This window comes from Candidatus Anaeroferrophillus wilburensis (genome assembly GCA_016934315.1).
GTDB lineage: Bacteria > Desulfobacterota > Anaeroferrophillalia > Anaeroferrophillales > Anaeroferrophillaceae > Anaeroferrophillus > Anaeroferrophillus wilburensis.
Map to the genome: position 1 here is coordinate 1 of JAFGSY010000031.1, position 22,279 is coordinate 22,279.

The following is a 22,279-nucleotide window of genomic DNA, read 5'->3' on the forward strand; positions in this document are numbered from 1 at the left end:
AGAATAAGCTCTATCAGCAAAATACGAAACATAAGGCACTGACTGAAAGATAAAAAACGGTTTTACAAATAAACCATAGCAGGATTTATGTCAAGGCAATATGAGCATTGCGGCCGTACATCCGGCAGCCGATTTTCTCCAATCATAATGAATAATTGCACAATCTCTGGGTGCCAGGAAGCAAAAATGAAAAGTTTTTTTTACTTGACATTTCATTGTCCCTCTTATAGAAAAACTGTTCCGGTATAATAAATACATATACATTTTTTCCGCTGCCGGTCCCGATCTTTGTACCACCTGTTTACCGGGTGAATGGAAGCCTCATCACCTAAAATGAAACGTTAATTTATTAATATGAATTTATTAATAATTGGTGTGTAAACAAACAATGCAAACGAAGGAGGGATTTCATGGCCGAAGCAACTGAATTGAAAAAAGTCTATCCAGTACCGGAAGAGTTTCGCAAAAAGGCTTTCTTCAAAAGCCGGGAAGAGTACCAGAAGCTGTATGACGAATCCATCAACAACAACGATGCGTTCTGGGCCCGGATCGCCGAGGAATATGTTACCTGGTTTAAAAAGTGGGATCAGGTCCAAGACTGGAAATTCAGCAAAGATGAAGTATATCTCAAGTGGTTTGTCGGCGGCAAACTGAACGTCTCCTACAACTGTCTTGACCGCCACCTGGAAAAACGCGGCGATCAGGTCGCCATCATCTGGGAAGGCAACGAACCCACCGTCGACCGCAAGTACACCTACAAACAGCTCCACGAACAGGTCTGCAAATTCGCCAACGTCATGAAAGCCCATGGCATCAAGAAGGGCGACAAGGTCACCATCTACCTGCCGATGATCCCCGAACTGGCGGTAGCCATGCTGGCCTGCACCAGGATCGGCGCCATTCATTCAATCGTTTTCGGTGGTTTCTCCGCCGACGCCCTGAAAGACCGGATCCAGGATTGTGAATCCACCTTCCTGATCTCCTGCAACGGCTACTATCGCGGCGCTAAAATCATCAACCAGAAAGCCAATGTCGATGCCGCCGTGGCCATGTGCCCGACGATCAAAAACACCGTCATTGTCAGACATGAAGAACTTGATGTTCCCATGAATGCCGTGGATCTCTGGTGGGATGAAGAAATGGCCAAAGTCGATGCCAACTGTGAACCGGAATGGATGGACGCCGAAGATCCGCTGTTCTTCCTCTACACCTCCGGCTCAACCGGCAAACCCAAGGGGGTTATCCACACCACCGGCGGTTACCTGGTCTACACCTCATTCACCCACAAAAATATCTTTGACTACCATGACGGGGATATCTATTTCTGCGCCGCCGATATCGGCTGGGTAACCGGCCATTCGTACATCGTTTACGGCCCCCTGTGCAACGGCGCCACCTCGGTGATGTTTGAAGGCGTACCCAACTACCCGGACGCCGGCCGCTACTGGGATATCATTGGCAAACACAAGATCAACACCCTGTATACCGCGCCGACCGCCATTCGCGCCATCGCCGGCCAAGGCGAAAGCTATGTCACCAGCCGTCTGGACAAGCTTGACAGCCTGACCCTGCTGGGCACGGTTGGCGAACCCATCAACCCGGAAGCCTGGAAATGGTATTTTGAGCTTCCCGGCCGCAGCAAATGCCCCATCGTTGACACCTGGTGGCAGACGGAAACCGGCGGCATTCTGATCACCGGCCTGCCCGGCGCCATCGACATGAAGCCCGGCTATGCCACTACGCCGTTCTTCGGCTGCGATCCGCTGATTGTCGATCCGGCCACCGGCGTTGAGATCAAAGGTCCCGGTGAAGGCGCGCTCTGCATCCGGCGCCCCTGGCCCGGCCTGATGCGCGGCGTCTACGGCGATCCCGAACGCTTCAAAATGACCTATTTCGTCCAGTATGACGGCTACTATTTCACCGGTGACGGCGCCATGCGCGAGGACAATGGCGACTACCGGCTCATGGGCCGTATCGATGACGTCATCAACGTTTCCGGTCACCGGATGGGAACTGCCGAAGTGGAGAGCGCCCTGGTATTGCATGACAAGGTGGCGGAAGCCGCGGTGGTTGGCATGCCGCATGATGTGAAGGGTCAGGGAATCTACGCCTATGTCACCCTCAATGCCGGCGTCGAAGGCAACGATGCGCTGAAAAAAGAGCTGGTCAACCTGGTGCGCAAGGAGATCGGCCCCATCGCCAGCCCAGATATGATCCAGTGGGCTCCGGCACTGCCGAAAACCCGCTCCGGGAAAATCATGCGCCGCATCCTGCGCAAGATTGCCGCCAATGAAGTCGATCCCAAAGGCTTCGGCGACACCTCAACCCTGGCCGACCCCTCCGTGGTCCAGAGCTTGGTTGACACGAGAGAAAACCGCGGTTAAACCAGCGGTTGTCAATTCACACCAAAAAGGCGGGCTGCAAAGCCCGCCTTTTTTCTTGCCAAGTTTCCAGGACGTTGTTAAGTTGTTGCGTTGCTGCTTCGATTGCTGAACAAGGAACCGTTTAACAACGTCCCCGAAATCCGAATTGCAAATGGAACCTGGAGAAACTCAACAACTCAACAACGCCCCCAAACCGATTGTCGGTTTCACCTCAACCATTCCGGTGGAGGTGCTGCTGGCGGCCGGGCAGGTTCCCTGCGATCTCAACAATCTGTTCATCAATGATGCCAATCCGGGGCTGCTGATCGAAGAGGCGGAGATCGCCGGTTTTCCGGCCACCACCTGTGCCTGGATTAAGGGGATTTACAGCACGGTTAAAAAATCCGGCATCAAAAAAGTCATTGCGGTGGTCAGCGGCGACTGTTCCAGCACCCATGCCCTGGCCGAGGTGCTGGAACATGACGGCATCGAGACGGTTCCTTTTGCCTTTCCCCTGGATCGCCGCCGCAAGGCCATGGACGATTCCCTGGCATCCTTCTGCAGCCACTTTGGCGTCACCCTTGCGCACGCTGAACAGTGCAAACTCTCCCTGGACCAGATCCGCCGGCAGTTGGAACATCTTGACCGGCTCACCTGGGATGAGCAGCTGATCACCGGCGAGGAAAATCATCAGTGGCTGGTGGCCGCCAGTGATTTTGCCGGCGATCCCCGGCAATTCACCGGCCAGCTGGAAACGTTTCTGGCCGACGCCCGCCGTCGACAGCCCCATATCCGGCCGGTCAGGCTGGGAATCATCGGCGTGCCGACGATCATCTCCAACCTCTATGCCACCATTGACCAGCTGGGGGCCGGGGTTCTCTTTAATGAGGTCCAGCGCCAGTTCAGCATGCCGGCGGCAAAAGAGCATGATCTGGCCGGCCAATACCTCGCCTATACCTATCCCTACGCAGTCAGCGGCCGGATCAGCGACATCAGGAAGGAAACCGCCCGGCGCCATCTCGATGGCATCATCCACTACGTCCAGTCCTTCTGCTTCCGCCAGATAGAGGATATCATCATCAAAAGGGAACTGCCGGTGCCGGTGCTGACCATTGAAAGCGACCGGCCGGCAACCGTTGACGGCCGCACCATCACCCGCTTGGAAACCTTTATTGAAATGCTCCGCAGCCGTCAAAAATCCCGCCATTGATGTTTTATTTCTGACAAGAACCTGCCGCAACCTGGTTCTCCATCTGCCTCAAGCCTGCAAGCACCTCCCTTTTCAAAACAAACTTATCCTTTTATTTCAGTTAGTTAAAAAACAGCCAGCCGGCAGTCATCTTTGTTTGGCTGTTTTCACCAGCGTGGTACGCTCTTTGCTCCTGATAAAACAGAGGCCAACGAGTGAAGTGCTTCGAGCCACAACATCAATGGAGACCACGGATGGTAAAAACCATTTTGCAGCTTATCCAGCAGGCCAGGGAAAGCGCTCAGGCGCTGTGGGCTCCCATGCTGGCAAAAAGGCGGCCGTTCCTGGCCGGCCACCAGTTGGCCTTTTCCGGTATTCCTTTCAGTCAAGCGGAGATGATGTACCAGGCAGACCATGAGGTTGCCGGCGGCAGCCAGCCGCAGCCACTGAAGTTCATTCAGCACTTTTTCAACGCCATGAGCAACACCCATCAGGATACCCTGCTGACAACCGCCGGCAGCTTATTGCTCCAGCTGGCCGGCAACCGAAAGATCGTTTTTGTCGAATACGACCATGGCAGCCTGATTCTTCATACCCCTGGCCCGCTGATTGAGGCAGACTCTCCCTTCGGCCAACAAATCCTCAAGGCCGGCAAAGCCTGCTACCGAAAAACCGGCGAACCGATAACCGGATTTGCCATACAGAGCCTGGAAGGCTTTTCCCAAGCCAGCCAGATCAGTGCATCACATGATCACCTCAGCCAGCCGGTCGGCCCCCATGAAATCGGCCCGGAGCATCTGTTGGCCGCCTTCTTTGCCGGTGATAAAGACCAATGGCAGTGGTCCCGGGAAACCGACCAACTGCTCAATTTCTGCCTGCAGCACGTGGCCATCCGCATGCGGGAAATTCAAACCCTGACGGAACTGCGCAGCAACGCCAACACCGACCCCCTCACCGGGGTGCATAACCGACGCTTTTTTCACCAGACGTTGACCAGGGAAAGCGAGCGGGCCAGCCGGCACCATCAGCCCCTTTCCCTGATTATGCTCGATATCGATCACTTCAAAACCGTCAATGATACCTTCGGACACCTCACCGGCGACCATATTCTGCAGCAGGTTAGCACTCTTGCCAGAGAAAGTATTCGTACCATTGACACCATCAGCCGCTACGGTGGCGAAGAGTTTGTGGTCATTCTGCCGCAGACGGCAATCACCGACGCCGCCGTTATCGCCGAGCGGCTGCGCACCAGGATTGCCCGGTTTCCATTCCTGGGACCGGGCGATAAGCCGCTGGCCATCACTGCCAGCCTCGGGGTGGCCTGCTGGCCGGGAAGCGGCTGCCTCAGCCGCCAGGGAACGGAACTGGTGCAGGCCGCCGACCGGGCCCTCTATGCCGCCAAAGATACCGGCCGCAACCGTACCTGCACCGCCCCCAGTCAGCCGCTGGCGGGCACTGGCAGCAAGAGAAAAGCGGTTGTCTTTGTACCGCCGGCATGCTAGAGATTTCCCATGGAACAACAAGACCGACGCCTTTTCAACCGCCTCTCCGTCAGCCTGCTGTTTCGCTGTCAAACCCTGACAGGAGAAGAATCGCTCCCGGCCTTGACAACCCTGGCCGCTGAGGAGAACCCGTTATCCTCCTGGTTTGCCGACCTGCGGCCCTCGCCGCCGGCCGCCTTTGTGGAAACCGACGATAACGGCTACTACCGGAAGATGTCCACCTACCTGGAGGTGGTTGAACGGAAGATCTCCCTGCTCAGCACCATGGCTTACCATCCGGAAGTGCGGGATTTTTTCCTCCAGCAGCCGACCGCCCTCGGTCTCAGCGCCACCGGCATCTCCTTCACGGTACCAACAGCCTATCAACCAGGCACCATACTCGCACTGACCCTTTTTCTTCCCCATGCAGCCCTGCTGTTCTCCTGCCGGGGCAAGGTCCTGCGGACCACCCCCCGGGAGACCAGTGACCAGCAGCAGAGTCACCTGATTGCCGCCCAGTTTATCGATCTGCCCAAAGGCCTGGAAGATGAGATTTCCCGCTTTCTGATTCTAACCGAAAGAAAACGGCTCAACAACACCCGCCAGAATGATGAAAAAAAAGCGTAAGATCAGCAAAAAAAAGCATCCGAAAGCAACCAGCACCAGGCCGTCCCTGTTCACCTTCCTGTTGATCTTCTGCCTGGGCGTGGGCCTTGCCTTTGCCGCCGTCTACCATTTTCCCCGCCTGGCCCCCAGAAACCTGAAACCCACCATCCGGCAGGCAGCGGCAACCATTCAGCAGTGGAAGGAAAAACTCTGGCCGACACCTGACTCGACGTCAAGACGACCGGCAACAGGTACTTCGACATCTCGGCCGATAACGGCAAAACAAGCACATACAACCCCTCCCCCGGCAACCCTGTATGTCACCCTTTACAAAGCAAGCCCGGACTACAGCAGCCTCACCACCACCACCAAGCTCCTGCAGCAGGACAACGACCGCCAACGGCTGGCCAGGCAGATTTTCAGCGAACTGACCCGTAACGAACCAGGAGCAAAATCACCGCTGCCGCCGGGGGTCAAACTGTTAGCGGTTGATTTTTCCGGCAGGGTCATCACCCTCAACCTGTCGCCGGAGATTGCCACTGAACTGGCCAACAGTGGCAGCAGCGACGAAATCCAGGCGGTCTATGGCCTGGTGAATACCTATCTGAAGAATTTTCCCGATTGTACCGAAGTTAAGATTACCGTCGCCGGCCGCTCGGTGAAAACCCTGGCCGGCCATCTGGATATTGAAAAACCGCTGCAATTCTTCCCCCTTTAAGGAACAGGCGAAAAAAACATAAAGTTTTCCCCTTTCTTTCCGATAAAGTCACCATGAGAAACAAAAAACCTACCAATCGGAAAGGAGGGTACAAAACATTCTGTCGTTGGTTTTTCATTGTTAACTTTCAACCTTAACCGTATACCGTAAACTGTTTTTGATGGCCAAGGATGGCCGTAAAACACCACTAACAAGGAGGTTAGTACCATGGCTCTTAAAATTAACACCAATATTGCCGCTCTCAATGCCCACCGCAACATGATCAAAACCGACAGTGCGCTGTCACAATCCCTCGAAAGACTCTCTTCCGGCCTGCGGATCAACAAGGCTGCGGATGATGCTTCCGGGATGCAGATTGCCGATTCCCTGAAAGCCCAGGCCATGGGGCTGGGACAGGCGGTTACCAATGCCAATGACGGGATTGCCGTGGTGCAGGTGGCCGACGGGGCGCTGGAAGAATCCATCAACATCGTCAACACCATCCGCACCAAGGCCCTGCAGGCGGCGTCCGACGGCCAGAGTACCGATTCCAGGGCCGCTATTCAGCGTGATGTCAGCAAGCTGTTGGAAGCGATGAATAATATTGCCAACAACACCGCATTTAATGGCCAGACCCTGCTGAAAGGCGACTTCCAGAACAAGTTTTTCCAGGTTGGTGCCTATGCCAATCAAACCGTTTCCGTCAGCATCGCCAATGCCGATGCCAGCCATGTGGGCCGTTTGGCAACGACAAATAGCGGCACCATGGGTACTTCTGTTGTCACTGCCGATCTTGTTGCTGATGCAACACCAGCCACTGGTGAATGGGCAAGCACGGTAGGTGCTGGAGTTACCCTCAACGGCGTCAACCTCGGCGGTTACCTGAGTGCTCAAGGAACTTCTCAACTTTCAGCTAAAGGCCTTGCCGCAGCCATCAACGCTGTCAGTTCAACCACCGGCGTCGATGCAACGGTAGTCACTGAATGGACTGGTACTGGCGCAGTTGCCGCTGGCACTGTTGCCGATGGCGGCATTATTATAAACGGTGTAAGCATAGGTGCTATCAGCGTTTCCACCAATGACGCTTCCGGTACTTTGGAAGCCGCCATTAACGCCCAGACAGGCTCTACCGGGGTTTCGGCTTCCACAGATGCGAGTGGCCTCCTGACTCTGACTGCCGAGGATGGCCGCAACATTGCCGTTTCCGGGGCTTCCGTAGCGGTCTTGGGTGCTGGCTTTGCTGCCAATACCACTAACGTTGTCTTTACTGCCGGTAGTGCTGCTGATGATGGTGCAGTTAATTTCAATCTGGACGGGGTCAATATCTCTTACTCAGCTGCTGGCCTTGCCGCTGCAGATGGAGTAGCATTAGCCGCAGCGTTGACCGCAGCCCAGACAGCCGGAACCATCAGCAGTAATTATACTATTACCGACAATTCAGATGGTACCGTTACTGTCGAACGTACCGACGGCCTTGACATCAATGTTCTCAACGATACTGATAATGTTGCTGCCTTTGAGATTGACGGTGTTGCCGGCAATGCCACATCTGGGCTGATCAAAAACAGCTCCCAAAAGGGTGTTGTAACCTTAACTTCAGATCAGACAGTCACCATTGGCGGTGACACTTCGACACTGGCCAGTTTTGGTTTGTCTGCCACGTCGGTAAGTGCCACGGGTGGCATTGCTGACGCTGACGTTACCAGCTTCACGGCCGCTCAGATCACCATTCAGCGGGCTGACTCGGCTCTGACCGCCCTAGGGACGATTCGTTCCCAGCTGGGTTCGGCGCAGAACCAGCTTGATTCAACGGTACGCAACATCTCCGTAACCCAGGTGAACATCACGGCGGCGGAATCTACCATCCGCGACGTTGACTTCGCGGCGGAAAGCGCCACCTTCGCCAAATTCCAGGTCCTGTCCCAGAGCGGCTCTTTCGCCATGGCCCAGGCCAATGCCACCCTGCAGAACGTTCTGCGTCTCCTGCAGTAAAGGCAACCACGTTTAACGTCTCCCTGCGGGAAGGAGCAATCCTTCCCGCAGGCTTGACGATTGCAGTACGGTAGAGTAGTTTCTACCCTAAGGAGGAATATCATGGAAGTCGCCATGCTCCAGACCCATAAAGCCACCGCTGAGATGGTGGTGCCGATCGCCAGCCGAGCTGCCGATGTACCGGTGATTTCTCGTCCCAATTTTGCCAAACCAGCAGAACAGACAGAAAATAAAGCGCTTCTTTCAGCAGCCGAACTCAAAGAGCAGGTCAAGGAAACCACCGACTCCCTCAATGAAATGTCCACCCTGCTCAAGTACGGCATTCGCTTCGGCTTTGATGATCAGGCCAGTGAGATGCTGGTCAACGTCATCGAGGTGCAAACCGATCGGGTCATTCGCCAGATTCCCTCCAAGGAAATTTTGGCCATGCGGGCCAAAATGGCCGAGATGGTCGGTCTGCTGGTGGATCAGGAAGTGTAATGTTGACAGAAGTCAGTAGTCAGCAATCAGAAAGATATCTTTACAGGTGATCCGAGATGGCAGGAACAATCACAACCCTGGGATTAGGCTCCGGCATTGATCTGCAGGGCATGCTTGAACAGCTGAAAGCCGTTGACCAACTGCCGATCGTCAGGCAGGAAGCCCGGCAGGTGGAATACAAAGCCCAGCTGACCGAATTCGACACGGTCAACACCAAGCTGCTGGCAGTGAAAACTGCTGCTCTGAGCCTCTCCCTCAATGACACCTTTGACACCAAAACAATCAGCAGCAGCAACGAGACGGTGCTCACGGCCACCGGCTCCAGCAGCGCCACGGCTGGCAGCTATGACCTGACAGTCACCGATCTGGCTAGAAAGAACAGCTGGCAGAGCAGCGGCGTGGCCGCCCGGGACAGCATCATCGCCACCGTTCCCGGCGAATTCACCTACACGGTCAACGGCCAGCAGAGTACCATTACGGTCACTGAAAACATGACCCTGGAAGAGCTGATGACCGCCATCAACGAGGATGACAACAACCGTGGCATTACCGCCACGGTCATGGATGACGGCAGCGGCAGCGATGCGTTTCACCTGACCCTGGTCAGCGATGAAACCGGCGAAGAAAACGCCATTACCCTCGACACCAACGGCACCGACCTCACCTTCAATGAGATCCAGGCGGCCGGCACCCTGGATGCCCGCTTTACCCTCAACGGCATCAGCTACCAGCGGAGCAGCAACAGCATCGATGATGTGATCACCGGCATCACCCTGAGCCTGCAGGACACCGGCTCATCAACGGTCAAGATAAGCGCCGACACCAGCACCATCAGCGGCAAAATCGTCTCTCTGGTGGAAGCCTACAATGACGCCATGGAGGAGATTGCCACCAAGTCATCCTATGATGTGGAAACCGGTGAAAGTGGCCTTTTGAGCGGCCTGTCAACCTTCACCACCATCAAATCCCAGTTGAACAGCATCCTTTTTGGCACCATTGAAGGTTTGTCAGGGGATGTCAATTCGCTGATTGAGCTGGGCCTCGACTACAGCCAGGACGGCACGGTGAGCATCAATGAAGCCACCTTGAACAGCGCCCTGGCTGACAATCTGGAAAACATCAAGGAGTTTTTTGTCGGCAGCAGCAGCGGTGCGGTGGAAGGGTTTGCCGACCGGCTGGATAACCAGCTGGGTTTTCTGACCAACTACAACGGTCTGATCGACAATGAAAAGGCCAGGGTCCAGTCGGCCATCGACCGGCTGGATGACCAAATGGCCGCCGCCAATGCCCGGCTCACCTCCCGCTATGAAACCATGGCCAGAACCTTTGCCGAACTGGACAAATTCATGAGCAGCATGGAAGCGCAAGGCAATGCCTTGAACCTCCAGATCGAAAGCCTTTCAAACCTGTTATATAATAACAACTGATGACACGATAAAGAACAGGAGCAGCCATGTCTCCCAGAGAACAATACAGACAGTACCAGCAGATGGAAGTGAGCACCAGCAGCGACCCGAAGAAGCTTGTCCTGATGCTTTATGACGGCTGCCTCAAGTTTTTGACCATTGCCGAACAGGCCATGAAGGATGGCGATATTGAGAAGAAAGCCCTCCATATCGGCAAGGCCCTGGCAATCATCAACGAACTGAATGCCTGCCTCGACCGGAAACTTGACGAGGAGATTGTACCGTTTCTGGATGCCATGTATACCCACATGATGCATAAACTGCTGGAAGCAAACCTGACCAATGACCCGGAGATCCTGCGGCACGTCTACCGGCTGGTGGAAAATCTGCGGAAAAACTGGATCGAGCATGCCATGGCGGCGGAGAAAGCAGCACCCCGGCCGGCTGCAGCCCCGGTCATAGAGCAAACGCAGACAGCCAAACCGGCACCTGCGGCCACTTACGGCCCGAGCGTCGGCAGTCGCAAAGCCCTGCAGAACGCGCCCCTTTCCTTTGTCATTTAACCCAACCACCAAAGGGTCAGCCAAGGAGTCACGTCTACCTTTGGCTTTCCTTTTTTAGGCTGCAATGAAAACTCAACGACTCATGGATGATCTTGCCCTGCTGCTGGACGAGTCGCGGGAGATCTGCCGGGAACTGGAAACCAGCACCCGGCTGCTGGCAAAATCACCGGCTGAAACGTGGAGTACTGAAATCCTGCAGCACTTTCAGCAGCACCGCAACGAACTGTTTGCGGCGCTGGAAAAAATCAATCAGGCGATCGGCACCATCCACAATCGGCTGCCGGCAGGCACCAGAATGCCAGCCGACTTTGAAGCCCTGATTAAAGACCAGATGGAACTCATTGGGGTGATCCAGACATTGGATCAGCAGATACTGGCACAGGGAAAAATACTCAAAAAGCAGCTGGAACCGCTGCTTGGCAAGATCAAAACCTACCAGAGGCTGTTCAAAAAATTTCAACCAACCGACGAAAAGCCAGCCCCCCGCTTCTTCAAAGCCACCATATAACTCTCTGGAATTCCTTCAAAAAAGCCAAAAATAATTTTGTCCTCTTTGCTCTTTAGTCAGTTTATCAGGTCTTTGATTTTTTCAAGACGGGTGATGAAGTTTTTGCTGACAAACGTGCTGTCATCCTCGCTGCTGATGACATGGGGAGTGATAAAGATCATCAGTTCGGCGCTCTCATAAGCTTTACCCTCATAGCCGAACAGATATTTCAGCCCCGGTATCCGCCTGAGCCCCGGCAGACCGCTGGCTGTCTTGCTTTTGGACTGACTGATCAGGCCGCCGATGACGATGGTCTGCTGGTCCTTGACCGCCAGCGTCGTGGTCGCCACCCGTTTGCGGAAAATCGGCGAATTAACCCCTTCAACCGTCTTGTCGGACAACTCACTGACCTCCTGGCGGATCTCCATCCGCACCATGCCATTTTCATTGATGTGGGGGGTCACCTCAAGAATAATCCCCGTATCCCGGTACTGGATTGTCTTGTCAACCGTGGTCGCCGTTGAGGTCGCCTCGTTGGTGCGGTATTCCGAGGTAACAATGGGAACCTCTTCACCGATATCAATCCTGGCCGGCTGATTATCGGAAGCCAGGACATGGGGCGATGACAGGACGTTGACCCGGTTCTGGTCAGCCAGGGCCCGAACCATGGCGGTGAACCGGCCGGTGTTGCTCACCAGGTAGGAAAACCCGGAACCGATCAGGCTGGTCCCGGAACCGCTGATGACGCCAAGACCGGAATCAAGACTGACCGTACCCGTGGCACTGGTACCGAGCAGACCATTGGCCAGATACTGCCACTCAATCCCCAGCTTGGTCGATTCATCCAGGAGCACCTCGGCAATGGTGGTTTCAATAAGAACCTGGCGGGGGAAGAGATCCAGTTTTTTGATTACCGGCAAAATCTTGCGGTAATCAGACCCCAACGAGCGCACCAGGATGGCATTGGTGGTTTCATCGACGACAAAATTGACCGGCCCGTCCAGCGTGCCGCTCACCGCCTCAGGCGGCACTTTCTGCGGCGCCTCCTTCTCCAGGCCGCTGGTCAGCCTCTTGACTCCCTGGGGGACCTCAGCCTTGTCTTTTTTAGCCTGTTCTGCGGCCTCGGTATTGCCCTCACCGAACAACCCCTGCAACACTTCAATGATGTTGGCCGCCACGCCGTTCTGGACATAGTAGACAAACACCCCCTCGTGCTTCTCCTCTTTGATGGGCAGGGCCAGTTCCCGATCCAGCTCGCTAATCCACAAATCGGCAAACTCCATCAATTGGCCGTTGCGGGACAAGGCCAGCAGCAGGTTGAGGCGGGGAAAAGGCAGGAACGAGAGGGCACCGTTGGCACTTTTCTGCTGCTCGGCTGACAGGCCGACCGATTTTGCCAGCCCATCAAGCTCCTGGGCCATGGCTTCCGCTTCCACATGCTGGAGTTGGTACATTTTCATCTGCAGACCGGCAAAGGCGCTGACATCAAACAGTTCCACCAGTCGCGAGATTTTGGCCAGGCTGTGGGGGTAGTCACTGACCAGCAGGATGCCGCTGCCTTCATGGGCATTGACCAGCGCTCCCTTGCTGAGAAAAGGGGTGATTACCTTGGTCAGTTCCAGCGGACTGATAAAGCTCAGGTGAAACGCCTTGATTGCTTGGCCGCGTACCGGCCCGGCACCGGCATCAAGCACCAGGCCCTGGCTGTCAATGGCCCCGGGAACCGACGAGAGGGGCAGAATCTCGAGCACCTTGTCCTGTTCAATAATCGCCGCCCCCTGGGTGCGCAAAACGCCGCGGAAAAGATCAAGCAGCCCTTCGCCGTCAAGCTCCTCCTCAAATTCCATCGTCACCTTGCCGCCCACCTCAGGGTGAAGAAGATAGTCGCAATCAAGCAACTCCATGAACATGCGCACCACATCCAATAAGTCGGCGCTATCAAAATGAAACGCAACCTTTTGCCGGCTGGAAACCTTGGCCGCTTTCGATGAGGTTTTTTTCTGCTCACCGGCAACCCGACCAGGGGCAGTGCTCACCGCCGCCAGCCGCTCATTGAACTGCTGCTGGCGTTCCTCCAACAGACGGATCTCCTCTCCCTGGCGGGACAACGTGTCACTCAGAGTACCATCTTCGGCTGCGTCGGCCATCCCGGTCGCCGCCGAAGCCGGCTTTTCATAGCTGAACACCTCCCCGGCAACCGCCGAATCATGGCGCACCGACGGCTCGTAAAGGGCACAAGAGGAACAGCTTAACAGGACCGCCAGGAGAACAAGAAACAAACGACTCTTCTTCATCATAACCATGAGGAAACCCCTAATTTCCAGGAAGAACCGGACGATAACGACGGACGTTAACGGCCGGACTCAGTGTTTTATTCACACCATTAGAAGAGCTGACGTTGCCAGGATTATTGTCTGCTTCCGTATCGTCTTCTGCATCGGGATTCGGCAGCCGCTGCGGCAGGCGCCGTACCGATGGCAATCGGCGGATGGCCGGCCTCACCTGAGCCGGCGCCGGCGCATCAGCCGGCATCGGCATCACTGCCTGGGGTGGCGCAGTCTGGGTAATGGTCGGCATCGTCGGCGTAGTCTGAGTAACCGTTGCCGCCGGCCGCTTCTTGTATTCATCAAACAGGGGGATGGTAAACGTTTCACCACCAAGGCCTTCCTTCACCACAACGGATGTCTGCTTTACCTCCACCAAGGTGTAGAGATACTTCCGCTGCCCCAGCTCGCTGGCCACCGTTTCCCCCTCGCTGACCAGCCGTTTGGGTTTATCACGGCGAAACCGTTTAAACTCCAGCAACGCCTTTTTAGTGTCATTGGCAATCATCGTACCATAGAGAATAACGTCACGCCGGCCTTCGCCGTCACCATCATCCGCCTCCCTCTCTTCACCATCATCACCATCGGCGGCAAAGGCAGTCGGTGGTGCCCAGGCTTCCCGGTTGGCGGCAAAAAGATTCTTTTCGGCAACCACCTGATACATATCTGAGGCCAGCGGATTTTTCACCAGCAGGGTTCTCAACTCTTTGATCAGCCGCGGGGCGTCCGGCTCCTCTTCCGCCGACAGTTGGCCACTCTGCTGATAAAACACCGGCGTTACCGCCCGGCGATAGAGCTGGCGGCCCGCCAATAGCACCAGGCTCCCCAGGAGCAGGAAAAAAAGGCTGATAGCATGGCGGTAGGTTATATTTTTCATTCGCTCAGACTGCCGGTCAAGGCCATCAGTTCAGCATTGAGATAGTAGTATCGTTTTTCCCGCCGGCTGATGGTTTTAATCTCCAGTTTATGGAAAAACAGGTAGTGAGAATTCTTTTGCACAGCCAGGAGAAAATCGCGGATTGCACCGATCTCCGCCCGGCAGTTAACGTTCAGCTGCAGCAGGGTCAGACCATCGACGGTTTTACGAGGCAACACCTTGGTCAACCGCACATTAACCTGGTTGGCAGCGGCAAGCTCCTTGATCAGGTTCTGGAATCGGGCTTCGGACAGTGACGGGGTTTCGTCCCAAACAAAGCTGCTTTGCAAAAGATCCTGGCGGAATTTCTCCAGAGCCTTATTGAGCGCCAGATAATCTTTACTCTTTCTGATAATCCGGCTGTATTTGTCATATTGCAGCTGGCGCAGAGCAATCTCTTCCTCCAGCGCCTGTGATTTCATCGTATAGGCCTGCATCCCCTGCTGCCCCAGGACCACCAGCAGCAGCACGGCAGCCATACTGGTCAACAATCCCCGCCGGTTTACCGGCCAGCCTTTCCTGAAACTCAGCAATGATAGTCTTCTGCCTCCCGATGCCACCGTATCTATCACTCCAGGCTTGCGACTATTTTAAAGGTTTCAACCGGCCCCCGCTTGACCACCGGTGAATCAAAGGCAACCTCTTTAAATAGCGGCGAGTTCTCCAGCGCCTCGAGAACTGTAGTTGCCGAGGTTGATGAGCCACGCAGATGAATTTGCTGCCCACTTATCTCCATGGATTCCAGCCAGGCATCGGCAGGAAACAGCTCGGTCATTTCCTTGAGTAGATTGACGGCCACCGGCTGTTTTTTCACATAGCGGGCAACCCCCTGAAAATAATCGATCATCGCCTGGTTCTTGCGGCGCAGCTCATTAAGCTGATCAGCATGCTGGCGAATTTCCGTCAAGCTATGTTCCAGATTTTTCAACCGGGTTCGCTTGCCCCCCAGATCCGCCAACGGCAGCGACAACAGCGCCAACAGGAAAAAGAGCACGGAGGCAGCCTGGAGCCAGAACATCAGCTTCCGCCTTTTGAGCAGCTTGGGCGGCACCAGATTAACCTGGTAGGGAAAGTCGGCAAAGGGCCGGTCGCCAATTCGGGGCAACTCCAGCGGATACTGCGAACCTTCCAGCGGCGCCAGCCATTCAGCCATCACCGCCACCGGCACCTCTCCCTGCCAAAGCCAGAAGGAGCGGGGCGGAACGGGCAGATTTTCCAACATCTGCCGGGACTGCTGCAGAAAGGTTTTACCGGTTTCAATCGCAGGTCCCCTTTCCCAGGCATGATAGATGATCTCGCTGCCATCGCTGGCCACCACCTCAAGGGTCTGACGCCCACCGGCAAGGTACAGCCCCTCCTCGGCCCGCAACCAGGCAAGGAAGAAAAGCGCCGGAAAAATCGTTGACAGTACCAGGCCTGCAGAGCCAAAAGCCGTCAGCAGGTGGTCAACAGGTACTTCGGGAACCACGGTGGCGGTAATTTCCAGGCCATCATCTTCAGTACGACTGACATAGTGGAGATGGACTTTCGACAGGTCGTAAGGCAGGTGCCGAACCAGTTCATAGCGCACCGCCTCATCAAGGTTATCCACCGCCGCCAATGGCAGATGGCAGTGGACAACGTTAAAAAACTTCAGTGGCAAACCAAGGAGAATGGTATCATCTGATTTCGGCTGATACTCCTGTTTGATCTGCCGCAAAACATCCGGCAACGCCGCCAGACCAGCAAGTTCATACTCCCGCTCTTCCTTGACCTTCAGCTTTGACCACAAGCCTCCACCTAGGCGATAGACGGTCAGCAGATGATCCTGGCAAAAAAACAGTAATGTTTCAGGAAGAAGGGCAGTCATCTCGTTTTATCAATAATTCCAGAAAAAAGCTTCCGATGAGAAATAAACCTTCAGCGGCCGGCATAAAAGCGTCATTCTCTTGACATATCGGCAGAAAACTCATTACCCTAAAGAGGTTTTCCCCATTACTTACGTCTTCGCCTTCCAAACGGCAACGTTTGCATACCGATCTACTTGCTCAAGCAATACATATACCACATAATAAAGGACGAAAAGGGTCACGTCTACCTTTTGGCTTTATTTATACGATTTTCAACAAAGAAACAAACATCAAAGACAAACGTTATCCTTTTGTCTCAGGGTTTAATAGTCCATGAATGCCAGCCGCCGGGAGAGCCGTCGGCTCCCTTGCGGGCAACGGCAACCGTCACGTAGCGGGGTGATGAAACGACGGTAAATAGGCGGCTCAACTGCGCGTAATACGCCTGCGGAACCACCTCGGCCAGATCCTGAATCTTTTGAAACGGCTGCTCCTGGCGCCGCTGGACAATCTCCTCAATTATCTCGTCAGAAATGCCGTCAACCAGCTGAAAGGCCGCCGGCGCCGCACTATTCACATCGATCCGGCTACGTTCCCCGTAAACCGACAGAAAAGATTTCAGTCCCGGCCGTTCCTCGCTGCCATGATAAAGTTCCGGCGTCACCCCCTTGACCAGCAGCAGCTCCGTCAACGACTCAAGAGGGTGGTTCTTGCACTGATAGGCAGTATCAAGCCCTTGATAATAGTCATTTTCCGCCCCGTCAATGCGATGGTTGTCATCGGCATCAATCCAATCGAGAACCGCATTGACAATCCCGGTCTGCGCCGCCCCCACCGGAATCCCGCAGGCAGCCAGAATCTCCTGCCACAGAGACACTGGAATCTCATTGACGGCAAACTTCCCCCCTTCGGAAACCAAGCGAACCATAAACTGCTGATCATCCAGCTGGTAGTCATAGGCTTCAAAGCGGGGAAACCAGAGATCCACCGCCTCTTCGGCAATTCCTTCAATCTCTTTTCTCTTATCCAGCAGCACCCGGTTGGCCCGGGCTTTAAGATATTCATGAAAACCTTTTTCCGCCGCTGAACGGTAGCCATAGCTCACCACCTGCTGCCGCTTGCGGTTCAAAGCTGCCTGGCCCCGGAAGCGCGATTCGGTGGCGTAGCCCAGACAGACCAGGGTAAGCAGCAGGGTAAGCCAGAACACCGCCAGCAGGGCAAACCCCCGCTTCCCCGACAGGCGCATCAGCAATCGAAGGCGAAGTCCCTTTTTCATGGTGACCTGTGGGACGTTTTAACCGGTGGCAGCTCCGCCGGCTTAATTAAGAGGTGGCGCTGCTTTGCCGACAACTGATAGGAAAACAGCAGCAAGCCCGGAGGCCGGGCTTCAGACCAGGAACGATCAGCCAGAGAAAAATCAGCCGGCAGCAGCTCATCCCCGGCTCCCTGTGCTGCAAAATCACTGACAAGCTGTTCTTTATCATAGGAGAAGGCTGCCTGTTGCAGACCGTCGACCAGCAGAAGACTCTGCTCCCGCAGCTCCCGGGGCGGGCGAAATCCCGCCCGCTGTTCAGGGCTCCGCTGATTGAGCTCATCAAGGGTTTCGAGAAGCAGGGTTTCCGGATAAGGAGATTTGTAGAGGTGGAGCGAAAGGCTACCGTCCTGCTCCGACTCCAGATAGCAACAGCAGAAATAGAGCTCTTCCTCCTGCCGCTGCTGAGCGGCGAAGCCATTGGTGGTCACATAGAGGACCGTCCGCGGCCCACCGGCAAAAAAAAAGCCCTGGCCCTTGGACCAGTTAACGGTATAGGGGACAAGCTGACCGAAGTCGTCACGGAAGAGCCGGTTGACCATCTGCTCCCGGGCCACCCCTTCCCCCTTGACCTGCTGACGTGACCAGACCCGGGTGGCAACCGCAAACGCCTGATACAGCACCATAATCACCATGGCCATAATAGTCAGGGAAAGGACAACCTCAATCAGGGTAAAGCCTTTTTTCACCGTCACGCACCCAATAGCCGAAGGAGCCAAAGCTTCCTTTGACCGTACTTTAACGTTTTAGCAAACAAAGAACAACCAACGTCAGACTTGCCCCCCTTTTTTGCTCCCATTGTCAGCTGCCGGCAGGATTTTCCAGCGGCGTCAGGTGTTCCTCCCTGAACGCGTCATCAAAATAGGTGAGGGGAAACCGCATCTCCCTGGTCAGAGTCAACAAGGCCGTCCCACGGGCACCATAGGACACCTGGAGGATAAACCGGTAAAGCTCCTCGGGCAGACGCACAGCAATCTCTTCAGCCGCCACGCTGTCCTTATCCCGGACATCAATCGGAAAGAGCGTCAGTTTCCACGGCAATCCCTCCACCTCACCCTGCCAGGGGAAGGTTTCCTCCCGGACATCATGAGCCAGCAACAGGTCAAACAACTGGCCGGCCACCAGCTGCAACTCATCCAGCCGCCGCCCCTTCTGCTCCAATTTCATACTGGCGGACAGCACCTGGAAAAAAACCGTCACCGTCAGGGAAACCACCAGGACAGCCACCAGCATCTCCAGCAGGGTGAAGCCGCGCTTATTCATTGTCATCTCCGCCGGCCGCGATGGCCACGCCGCCGAGCAAAGGATCAATGCGCACCGTCAGCTGCCGATCTCCCACCTGCAACAGCACCGGACCACCGGCCGCGGAACCATCGGCATAAAAGGTCGCCAGCCGCAACGCCTGGTCCGGCAAGGCTGCCACATCGGATTCCGGCAGGCTGACAACAACCTTTTCGGGGACTGCTACCTGCCGCTGGCGCAGCGTTTCGGTCACCCGATGCTCGGCCGGCAGATAACGGCATTCATTGTCCCGGTCGGCAAGCAGGGCATAGCTGCGGGAAGCCAGCAGAAAAGAATGGAGCGAACGGGCGGTGGTTTTCAGGCGAAAGGCATCACGCTGGCGGAAGTTGATCCCGAACCAGACAGAGGTCGCCAGAGCCATGAGCATCATGACCACCAGCAGTTCCACCAGGGTAAAACCCGGTGAACGAACCATTGAACGTCGGATGATCATCTGCACATGCACCCACGTAAATGAACGGTTTACGGACCGATAGTCATAAAGGAGTCATCTAAAAGGGACAAAGCAGCCCTGACCCCATGAGGGGATTGTGGTTTTTATTCCCAGCTGTTGATGTCCTGGTTGTCGCCGTCGCCGCCGGCCTGGCCGTCGGCACCATAGGAGGAAAGGTCATACTCGCCATGATCTCCGGGACACTTGTAAGCATAGCTGTTGCCCCAAGGATCATGGGGGATATCTTTGGGCAAATAGGGACCGTCCCAGCGATCCCGGCTTTCCGGTTTGCGGCGCAGAGCCTCAAGCCCCTCTTCGGTGCTGGGGTACTGGTCATTGTCCAGCCGGAATGAATCAAGGGCGGTTCCCAACAGGGCAATCTGGGCCTGGGCCGTCTTCTGCTTGGCACCGCCGACTTTTTTAAACAACTTGGGCGCCACCAGCGAGGCCAGCAGGCCGATAATAACCATCACAATAAGCAGCTCAATCAAGGTAAAACCGCTTCGACCAACCAACCACTTCCGCACTCCCTGTTTCATGCCCACGCCTCACTCTCTTTCTCTCATGGCCGCCAAAACGCCGAGCCTAAACTCCAGCCTCAAAAATCATGAAATCCAGTATCCCCTCAGCCTTTTACCTTTCGCCTTTAGCCTTTTGCCAATCCACACCCTACACCGTCCACCATTCTTTTATTACAGTCCCATCTCGTTGACGCTGAAAATGGCCAGTAGCATGGAAACCACCATAGCCCCGATCACCAGCCCCATGACCAGGATGACCACCGGCTCAAAAAGGGCGGTAAACTTCCTAATGCTGACCTTCAAATCCCGGTCATACATATCGGCAACCTTCTTGAGCATCTCCGCCAACCGGCCGGTCTCCTCGCCAACGCCGATCATGTGGATGGCCAGGGAGGGAAACAAAGCACCGTTGGCCAGCGAACGGGACATGCTGTCCCCACGCTTCAAATCACCGTGCAGCTGGTCGAGAAAGACATAAAGAACCTGATTCATCACCACGCCGCGGACAATCTGTAGTGACTCAAGGATTGGGACACCGCTGGCCAGCAGGGTGCCCATGGTCCGGGTGAAGCGGGAAATCTCTGTTTTGTGATGAATGGCTCCGAAGACCGGCAGCCGCAGCTTTAAACGGTCCCAGCGCAGCCTACCGGCCGGCGTCCGACACCAGGAACGCCAGCCAATGACGGCCGCCACCACCAGACCGGCCAGCAGCCACCAGGTGGAGCGCAAAAAGGTGCCGGCGGCCAGCATCAACCGGGTGGCCAGGGGCAGCGCCACCCCCATATCGGTAAAAATAAGGGCAAACTTGGGAATCACAAAGGTAAGCAGGACCAGGATCGACGCCCCGGCAGTAAACAGCAGAATCAGCGGGTAGGTAAGGGCCGAGACCAGATATTCCTTGAGTTCCTGGATGCCGCCCAGGTAGTCGGCAACGCTGGTAAGCGACTGCTCCAGAACACCCCCCGACTCGCCGGCTTTTACCATGTTGACCATAATCGGCGGGAACACCCCGGCATACGCCTCCAGCGCCTGCCACAAGGTGCTGCCCTCCTTGACCCGCTGGTGGACGCCGCTGATAACCTGACTGAAGGCTTTGCCCTCCACCAGTTCACCGACAATCACCAGGCTCCTAGTCAGGGAAACCCCGGAACGCAACAGGATGGCCAGGTCCTCGGCAAAAAGAATCAGCTCTCTGCCGCTGACCCCACGCCGCCCCGGCAACCCGAGCTTGGCCAGCAACTGCTGGAATCCTGGAAGCGACAAGGAGCGGCAGGTCTGCCCTTTCGGGACCACTTTTTCCGGCTGGCCGCTATCTACAACCGGAGTAATCCTGATGGGGATCAATCCCTGCTGCTGCAGCGACCTAGCCACCTGCCGGGCATCGATACCTGGCAGGTGGCCAGTGGTCAGCTTGCCGTCACTGCCGACTGCCTGATATGTGTATTCCTGCTCAACCATAGACTCACAATGTAGCGTTTTTATTGAAAAAAAGCAACATGGATCAATCAATACCAGTCTTTTGCCTGTATCTCATGGGATTTCACCCTTTGCTTTTTGCTCAACGGCCACTAATTGTCAATGGTAATATAAAAGCATACCATAAACGGGAACAAAAAGTGTACATTTCCACGGTAAATGGAAATATGGTAGCCTTCCCGTGGGAAGGCTACCATGATCACAGTGAAGGATTATATGGACATTTTGGCATTAAAGCACCAGGACTCAACATTCGAGCAATTGTCAGGAAGCTGGGCATCCCTCGCAAAACAATGAAGAAATATCTTGAAGGCTAGCAGCTGCCTTTCTATAAGAAGCAAAAACGGGCTTCAATCCTGGAACCCTAGCACCAGGTTTATCCCTACCTGCTCCGCGACCTGACTATCGATTGTCCCAACCAGGTATTGACAGCCGATACAAGCTTATATCCCGATGCACCGGGGGTTTATGTACCTGGTGGCCATTATGGACTGGCACAGTCGCAAGGTACTTGTCTGGAAGGTCTCAAACACCATGGAAACCGATTTCTGCCTTGAGGCCCTGGAAGAAGCGATCAGCAACCATGGTTGTCCTGAAATATTCAACACCGATCAGGGCAGCCAGTTTACCAGCATTGCCTTTACCGACATGCTGAAGGAGCATAACATCAAGATCAGCATGGACGGCCGTGGGCGTTACCAAGATAACATTTTCATTGAACGTCTCTGGTGGACGGTGAAATACCACTATCTTTATTTCCATGCCTTTGCTAGTGGAACAGAATTACGACAAGGGCTGAAAGACTGGTTTACCTTTTATCTTGACAGTCAAAAGTTCTTTTTACAACGTACGTTAAACTAGCCAGTCAAGTTTTGGTAAACGCATAAAATAAAACATAAAAC

At 55.0% G+C, this 22,279-nt stretch carries 22 protein-coding genes; 12 read left to right on the plus strand and 10 right to left on the minus strand.

From position 1 onward, the window contains the following. Positions 1 to 410 precede the first annotated feature (410 nt). The 10 genes from acs (at position 411) to JXO50_08450 (ending at position 11,285) form a co-directional block, all read left to right on the plus strand. A complete protein-coding gene (gene acs / locus JXO50_08405; protein ID MBN2333112.1) occupies positions 411 to 2,384 on the plus strand; it encodes an acetate--CoA ligase in 1,974 nt (657 codons plus the stop codon). A 151-nt stretch (positions 2,385 to 2,535) separates the two neighbouring features. Next, entirely contained in the window at positions 2,536 to 3,573 is a 1,038-nt protein-coding gene (locus JXO50_08410; protein ID MBN2333113.1) for a 2-hydroxyacyl-CoA dehydratase, read from the plus strand. A 233-nt stretch (positions 3,574 to 3,806) separates the two neighbouring features. Then, complete coding sequence (locus tag JXO50_08415; GenBank protein MBN2333114.1) at positions 3,807 to 5,054, plus strand: GGDEF domain-containing protein; 1,248 nt, start codon at positions 3,807 to 3,809, stop codon at positions 5,052 to 5,054. A 9-nt stretch (positions 5,055 to 5,063) separates the two neighbouring features. Next, on the plus strand, positions 5,064 to 5,660 hold the full coding sequence (locus tag JXO50_08420; protein ID MBN2333115.1) for a PilZ domain-containing protein: 597 nt from the start codon (positions 5,064 to 5,066) through the stop codon (positions 5,658 to 5,660). Beyond that, positions 5,641 to 6,357 carry a GerMN domain-containing protein gene (locus tag JXO50_08425; GenBank protein ID MBN2333116.1) on the plus strand — a complete coding sequence of 239 codons (717 nt, stop codon included), beginning with the start codon at positions 5,641 to 5,643 and terminating at the stop codon, positions 6,355 to 6,357. The genes JXO50_08420 and JXO50_08425 overlap by 20 nt, the downstream gene beginning before the upstream one ends. Positions 6,358 to 6,564: 207 nt before the next feature. Then, positions 6,565 to 8,328, plus strand: a complete 1,764-nt coding sequence (locus JXO50_08430) for a flagellin B (protein ID MBN2333117.1) — start codon at positions 6,565 to 6,567, stop codon at positions 8,326 to 8,328. A gap of 102 nt (positions 8,329 to 8,430) precedes the next feature. After that, a complete protein-coding gene (locus JXO50_08435) occupies positions 8,431 to 8,808 on the plus strand; it encodes a flagellar protein FlaG (GenBank protein ID MBN2333118.1) in 378 nt (125 codons plus the stop codon). A 56-nt stretch (positions 8,809 to 8,864) separates the two neighbouring features. Beyond that, on the plus strand, positions 8,865 to 10,235 hold the full coding sequence (gene fliD, locus JXO50_08440) for a flagellar filament capping protein FliD (GenBank protein ID MBN2333119.1): 1,371 nt from the start codon (positions 8,865 to 8,867) through the stop codon (positions 10,233 to 10,235). A gap of 26 nt (positions 10,236 to 10,261) precedes the next feature. Further along, on the plus strand, positions 10,262 to 10,777 hold the full coding sequence (fliS, locus tag JXO50_08445) for a flagellar export chaperone FliS (GenBank protein ID MBN2333120.1): 516 nt from the start codon (positions 10,262 to 10,264) through the stop codon (positions 10,775 to 10,777). A gap of 64 nt (positions 10,778 to 10,841) precedes the next feature. Further along, the gene (locus JXO50_08450; protein MBN2333121.1) at positions 10,842 to 11,285 is read left to right on the plus strand and encodes a hypothetical protein; all 444 of its coding nucleotides are present in this window, start codon (positions 10,842 to 10,844) and stop codon (positions 11,283 to 11,285) included. Between the two features lie 56 nt (positions 11,286 to 11,341). Here JXO50_08450 and gspD read toward each other — a convergent pair whose 3' ends face one another. The 10 genes from gspD to JXO50_08500 all read right to left on the minus strand — a co-directional run bounded on the left by gspD (position 11,342) and on the right by JXO50_08500 (position 21,359). Further along, a complete protein-coding gene (gene gspD / locus JXO50_08455; protein ID MBN2333122.1) occupies positions 11,342 to 13,567 on the minus strand; it encodes a type II secretion system secretin GspD in 2,226 nt (741 codons plus the stop codon). A gap of 10 nt (positions 13,568 to 13,577) precedes the next feature. Beyond that, complete coding sequence (locus tag JXO50_08460) at positions 13,578 to 14,465, minus strand: hypothetical protein (GenBank protein ID MBN2333123.1); 888 nt, start codon at positions 14,463 to 14,465, stop codon at positions 13,578 to 13,580. Next, positions 14,462 to 15,064 carry a Type II secretion system (T2SS), protein M subtype b gene (locus JXO50_08465; protein MBN2333124.1) on the minus strand — a complete coding sequence of 201 codons (603 nt, stop codon included), beginning with the start codon at positions 15,062 to 15,064 and terminating at the stop codon, positions 14,462 to 14,464. Before JXO50_08465 ends, JXO50_08460 begins: the two co-directional genes overlap by 4 nt. An 8-nt stretch (positions 15,065 to 15,072) precedes the next feature. After that, positions 15,073 to 16,353 (minus strand): PilN domain-containing protein, encoded by a 1,281-nt coding sequence (locus JXO50_08470; protein ID MBN2333125.1) that lies wholly within the window; start codon positions 16,351 to 16,353, stop codon positions 15,073 to 15,075. A 296-nt stretch (positions 16,354 to 16,649) separates the two neighbouring features. Continuing rightward, entirely contained in the window at positions 16,650 to 17,609 is a 960-nt protein-coding gene (locus tag JXO50_08475; protein MBN2333126.1) for a general secretion pathway protein GspK, read from the minus strand. Next, positions 17,606 to 18,334: a prepilin-type N-terminal cleavage/methylation domain-containing protein gene (locus JXO50_08480; protein MBN2333127.1), complete on the minus strand. Its 729-nt coding sequence runs from the start codon at positions 18,332 to 18,334 to the stop codon at positions 17,606 to 17,608. Before JXO50_08480 ends, JXO50_08475 begins: the two co-directional genes overlap by 4 nt. 112 nt (positions 18,335 to 18,446) lie before the next feature. Beyond that, entirely contained in the window at positions 18,447 to 18,908 is a 462-nt protein-coding gene (locus tag JXO50_08485; protein MBN2333128.1) for a prepilin-type N-terminal cleavage/methylation domain-containing protein, read from the minus strand. Beyond that, on the minus strand, positions 18,901 to 19,380 hold the full coding sequence (locus tag JXO50_08490; protein ID MBN2333129.1) for a prepilin-type N-terminal cleavage/methylation domain-containing protein: 480 nt from the start codon (positions 19,378 to 19,380) through the stop codon (positions 18,901 to 18,903). Before JXO50_08490 ends, JXO50_08485 begins: the two co-directional genes overlap by 8 nt. Positions 19,381 to 19,484: 104 nt before the next feature. Continuing rightward, entirely contained in the window at positions 19,485 to 19,919 is a 435-nt protein-coding gene (gene gspG, locus JXO50_08495) for a type II secretion system major pseudopilin GspG (GenBank protein MBN2333130.1), read from the minus strand. Positions 19,920 to 20,072: 153 nt separating this feature from the next. Next, positions 20,073 to 21,359, minus strand: a complete 1,287-nt coding sequence (locus JXO50_08500; protein ID MBN2333131.1) for a type II secretion system F family protein — start codon at positions 21,357 to 21,359, stop codon at positions 20,073 to 20,075. 38 nt (positions 21,360 to 21,397) lie between these two features. Here JXO50_08500 and JXO50_08505 point away from each other — a divergent pair, with 38 nt between their 5' ends. Both JXO50_08505 and JXO50_08510 read left to right on the plus strand, forming a co-directional pair. Further along, positions 21,398 to 21,694 (plus strand): hypothetical protein, encoded by a 297-nt coding sequence (locus JXO50_08505; GenBank protein ID MBN2333132.1) that lies wholly within the window; start codon positions 21,398 to 21,400, stop codon positions 21,692 to 21,694. Positions 21,695 to 21,830: 136 nt separating this feature from the next. Continuing rightward, the gene (locus JXO50_08510) at positions 21,831 to 22,238 is read left to right on the plus strand and encodes a DDE-type integrase/transposase/recombinase (protein ID MBN2333133.1); all 408 of its coding nucleotides are present in this window, start codon (positions 21,831 to 21,833) and stop codon (positions 22,236 to 22,238) included. Positions 22,239 to 22,279: the final 41 nt, after the last annotated feature.

Excerpts from the sequence above, each read along its gene's own strand:
- acs (MBN2333112.1), top strand. The coding sequence starts at position 411 with ATGGCCGAAGCAACTGAATTGAAAAAAGTCTATCCAGTACCGGAAGAG.
- JXO50_08410 (MBN2333113.1), top strand. The coding sequence starts at position 2,536 with ATGGAACCTGGAGAAACTCAACAACTCAACAACGCCCCCAAACCGATT.
- JXO50_08415 (MBN2333114.1), top strand. The coding sequence starts at position 3,807 with ATGGTAAAAACCATTTTGCAGCTTATCCAGCAGGCCAGGGAAAGCGCT.
- JXO50_08420 (MBN2333115.1), top strand. The coding sequence starts at position 5,064 with ATGGAACAACAAGACCGACGCCTTTTCAACCGCCTCTCCGTCAGCCTG.
- JXO50_08425 (MBN2333116.1), top strand. The coding sequence starts at position 5,641 with ATGATGAAAAAAAAGCGTAAGATCAGCAAAAAAAAGCATCCGAAAGCA.
- JXO50_08430 (MBN2333117.1), top strand. The coding sequence starts at position 6,565 with ATGGCTCTTAAAATTAACACCAATATTGCCGCTCTCAATGCCCACCGC.
- JXO50_08435 (MBN2333118.1), top strand. The coding sequence starts at position 8,431 with ATGGAAGTCGCCATGCTCCAGACCCATAAAGCCACCGCTGAGATGGTG.
- fliD (MBN2333119.1), top strand. The coding sequence starts at position 8,865 with ATGGCAGGAACAATCACAACCCTGGGATTAGGCTCCGGCATTGATCTG.
- fliS (MBN2333120.1), top strand. The coding sequence starts at position 10,262 with ATGTCTCCCAGAGAACAATACAGACAGTACCAGCAGATGGAAGTGAGC.
- JXO50_08450 (MBN2333121.1), top strand. The coding sequence starts at position 10,842 with ATGAAAACTCAACGACTCATGGATGATCTTGCCCTGCTGCTGGACGAG.
- gspD (MBN2333122.1), bottom strand. The coding sequence starts at position 13,567 with ATGGTTATGATGAAGAAGAGTCGTTTGTTTCTTGTTCTCCTGGCGGTC.
- JXO50_08460 (MBN2333123.1), bottom strand. The coding sequence starts at position 14,465 with ATGAAAAATATAACCTACCGCCATGCTATCAGCCTTTTTTTCCTGCTC.
- JXO50_08470 (MBN2333125.1), bottom strand. The coding sequence starts at position 16,353 with ATGACTGCCCTTCTTCCTGAAACATTACTGTTTTTTTGCCAGGATCAT.
- JXO50_08475 (MBN2333126.1), bottom strand. The coding sequence starts at position 17,609 with ATGAAAAAGGGACTTCGCCTTCGATTGCTGATGCGCCTGTCGGGGAAG.
- JXO50_08485 (MBN2333128.1), bottom strand. The coding sequence starts at position 18,908 with ATGAATAAGCGCGGCTTCACCCTGCTGGAGATGCTGGTGGCTGTCCTG.
- JXO50_08490 (MBN2333129.1), bottom strand. The coding sequence starts at position 19,380 with ATGATCATCCGACGTTCAATGGTTCGTTCACCGGGTTTTACCCTGGTG.
- gspG (MBN2333130.1), bottom strand. The coding sequence starts at position 19,919 with ATGAAACAGGGAGTGCGGAAGTGGTTGGTTGGTCGAAGCGGTTTTACC.
- JXO50_08500 (MBN2333131.1), bottom strand. The coding sequence starts at position 21,359 with ATGGTTGAGCAGGAATACACATATCAGGCAGTCGGCAGTGACGGCAAG.
- JXO50_08505 (MBN2333132.1), top strand. The coding sequence starts at position 21,398 with ATGGATCAATCAATACCAGTCTTTTGCCTGTATCTCATGGGATTTCAC.
- JXO50_08510 (MBN2333133.1), top strand. The coding sequence starts at position 21,831 with ATGCACCGGGGGTTTATGTACCTGGTGGCCATTATGGACTGGCACAGT.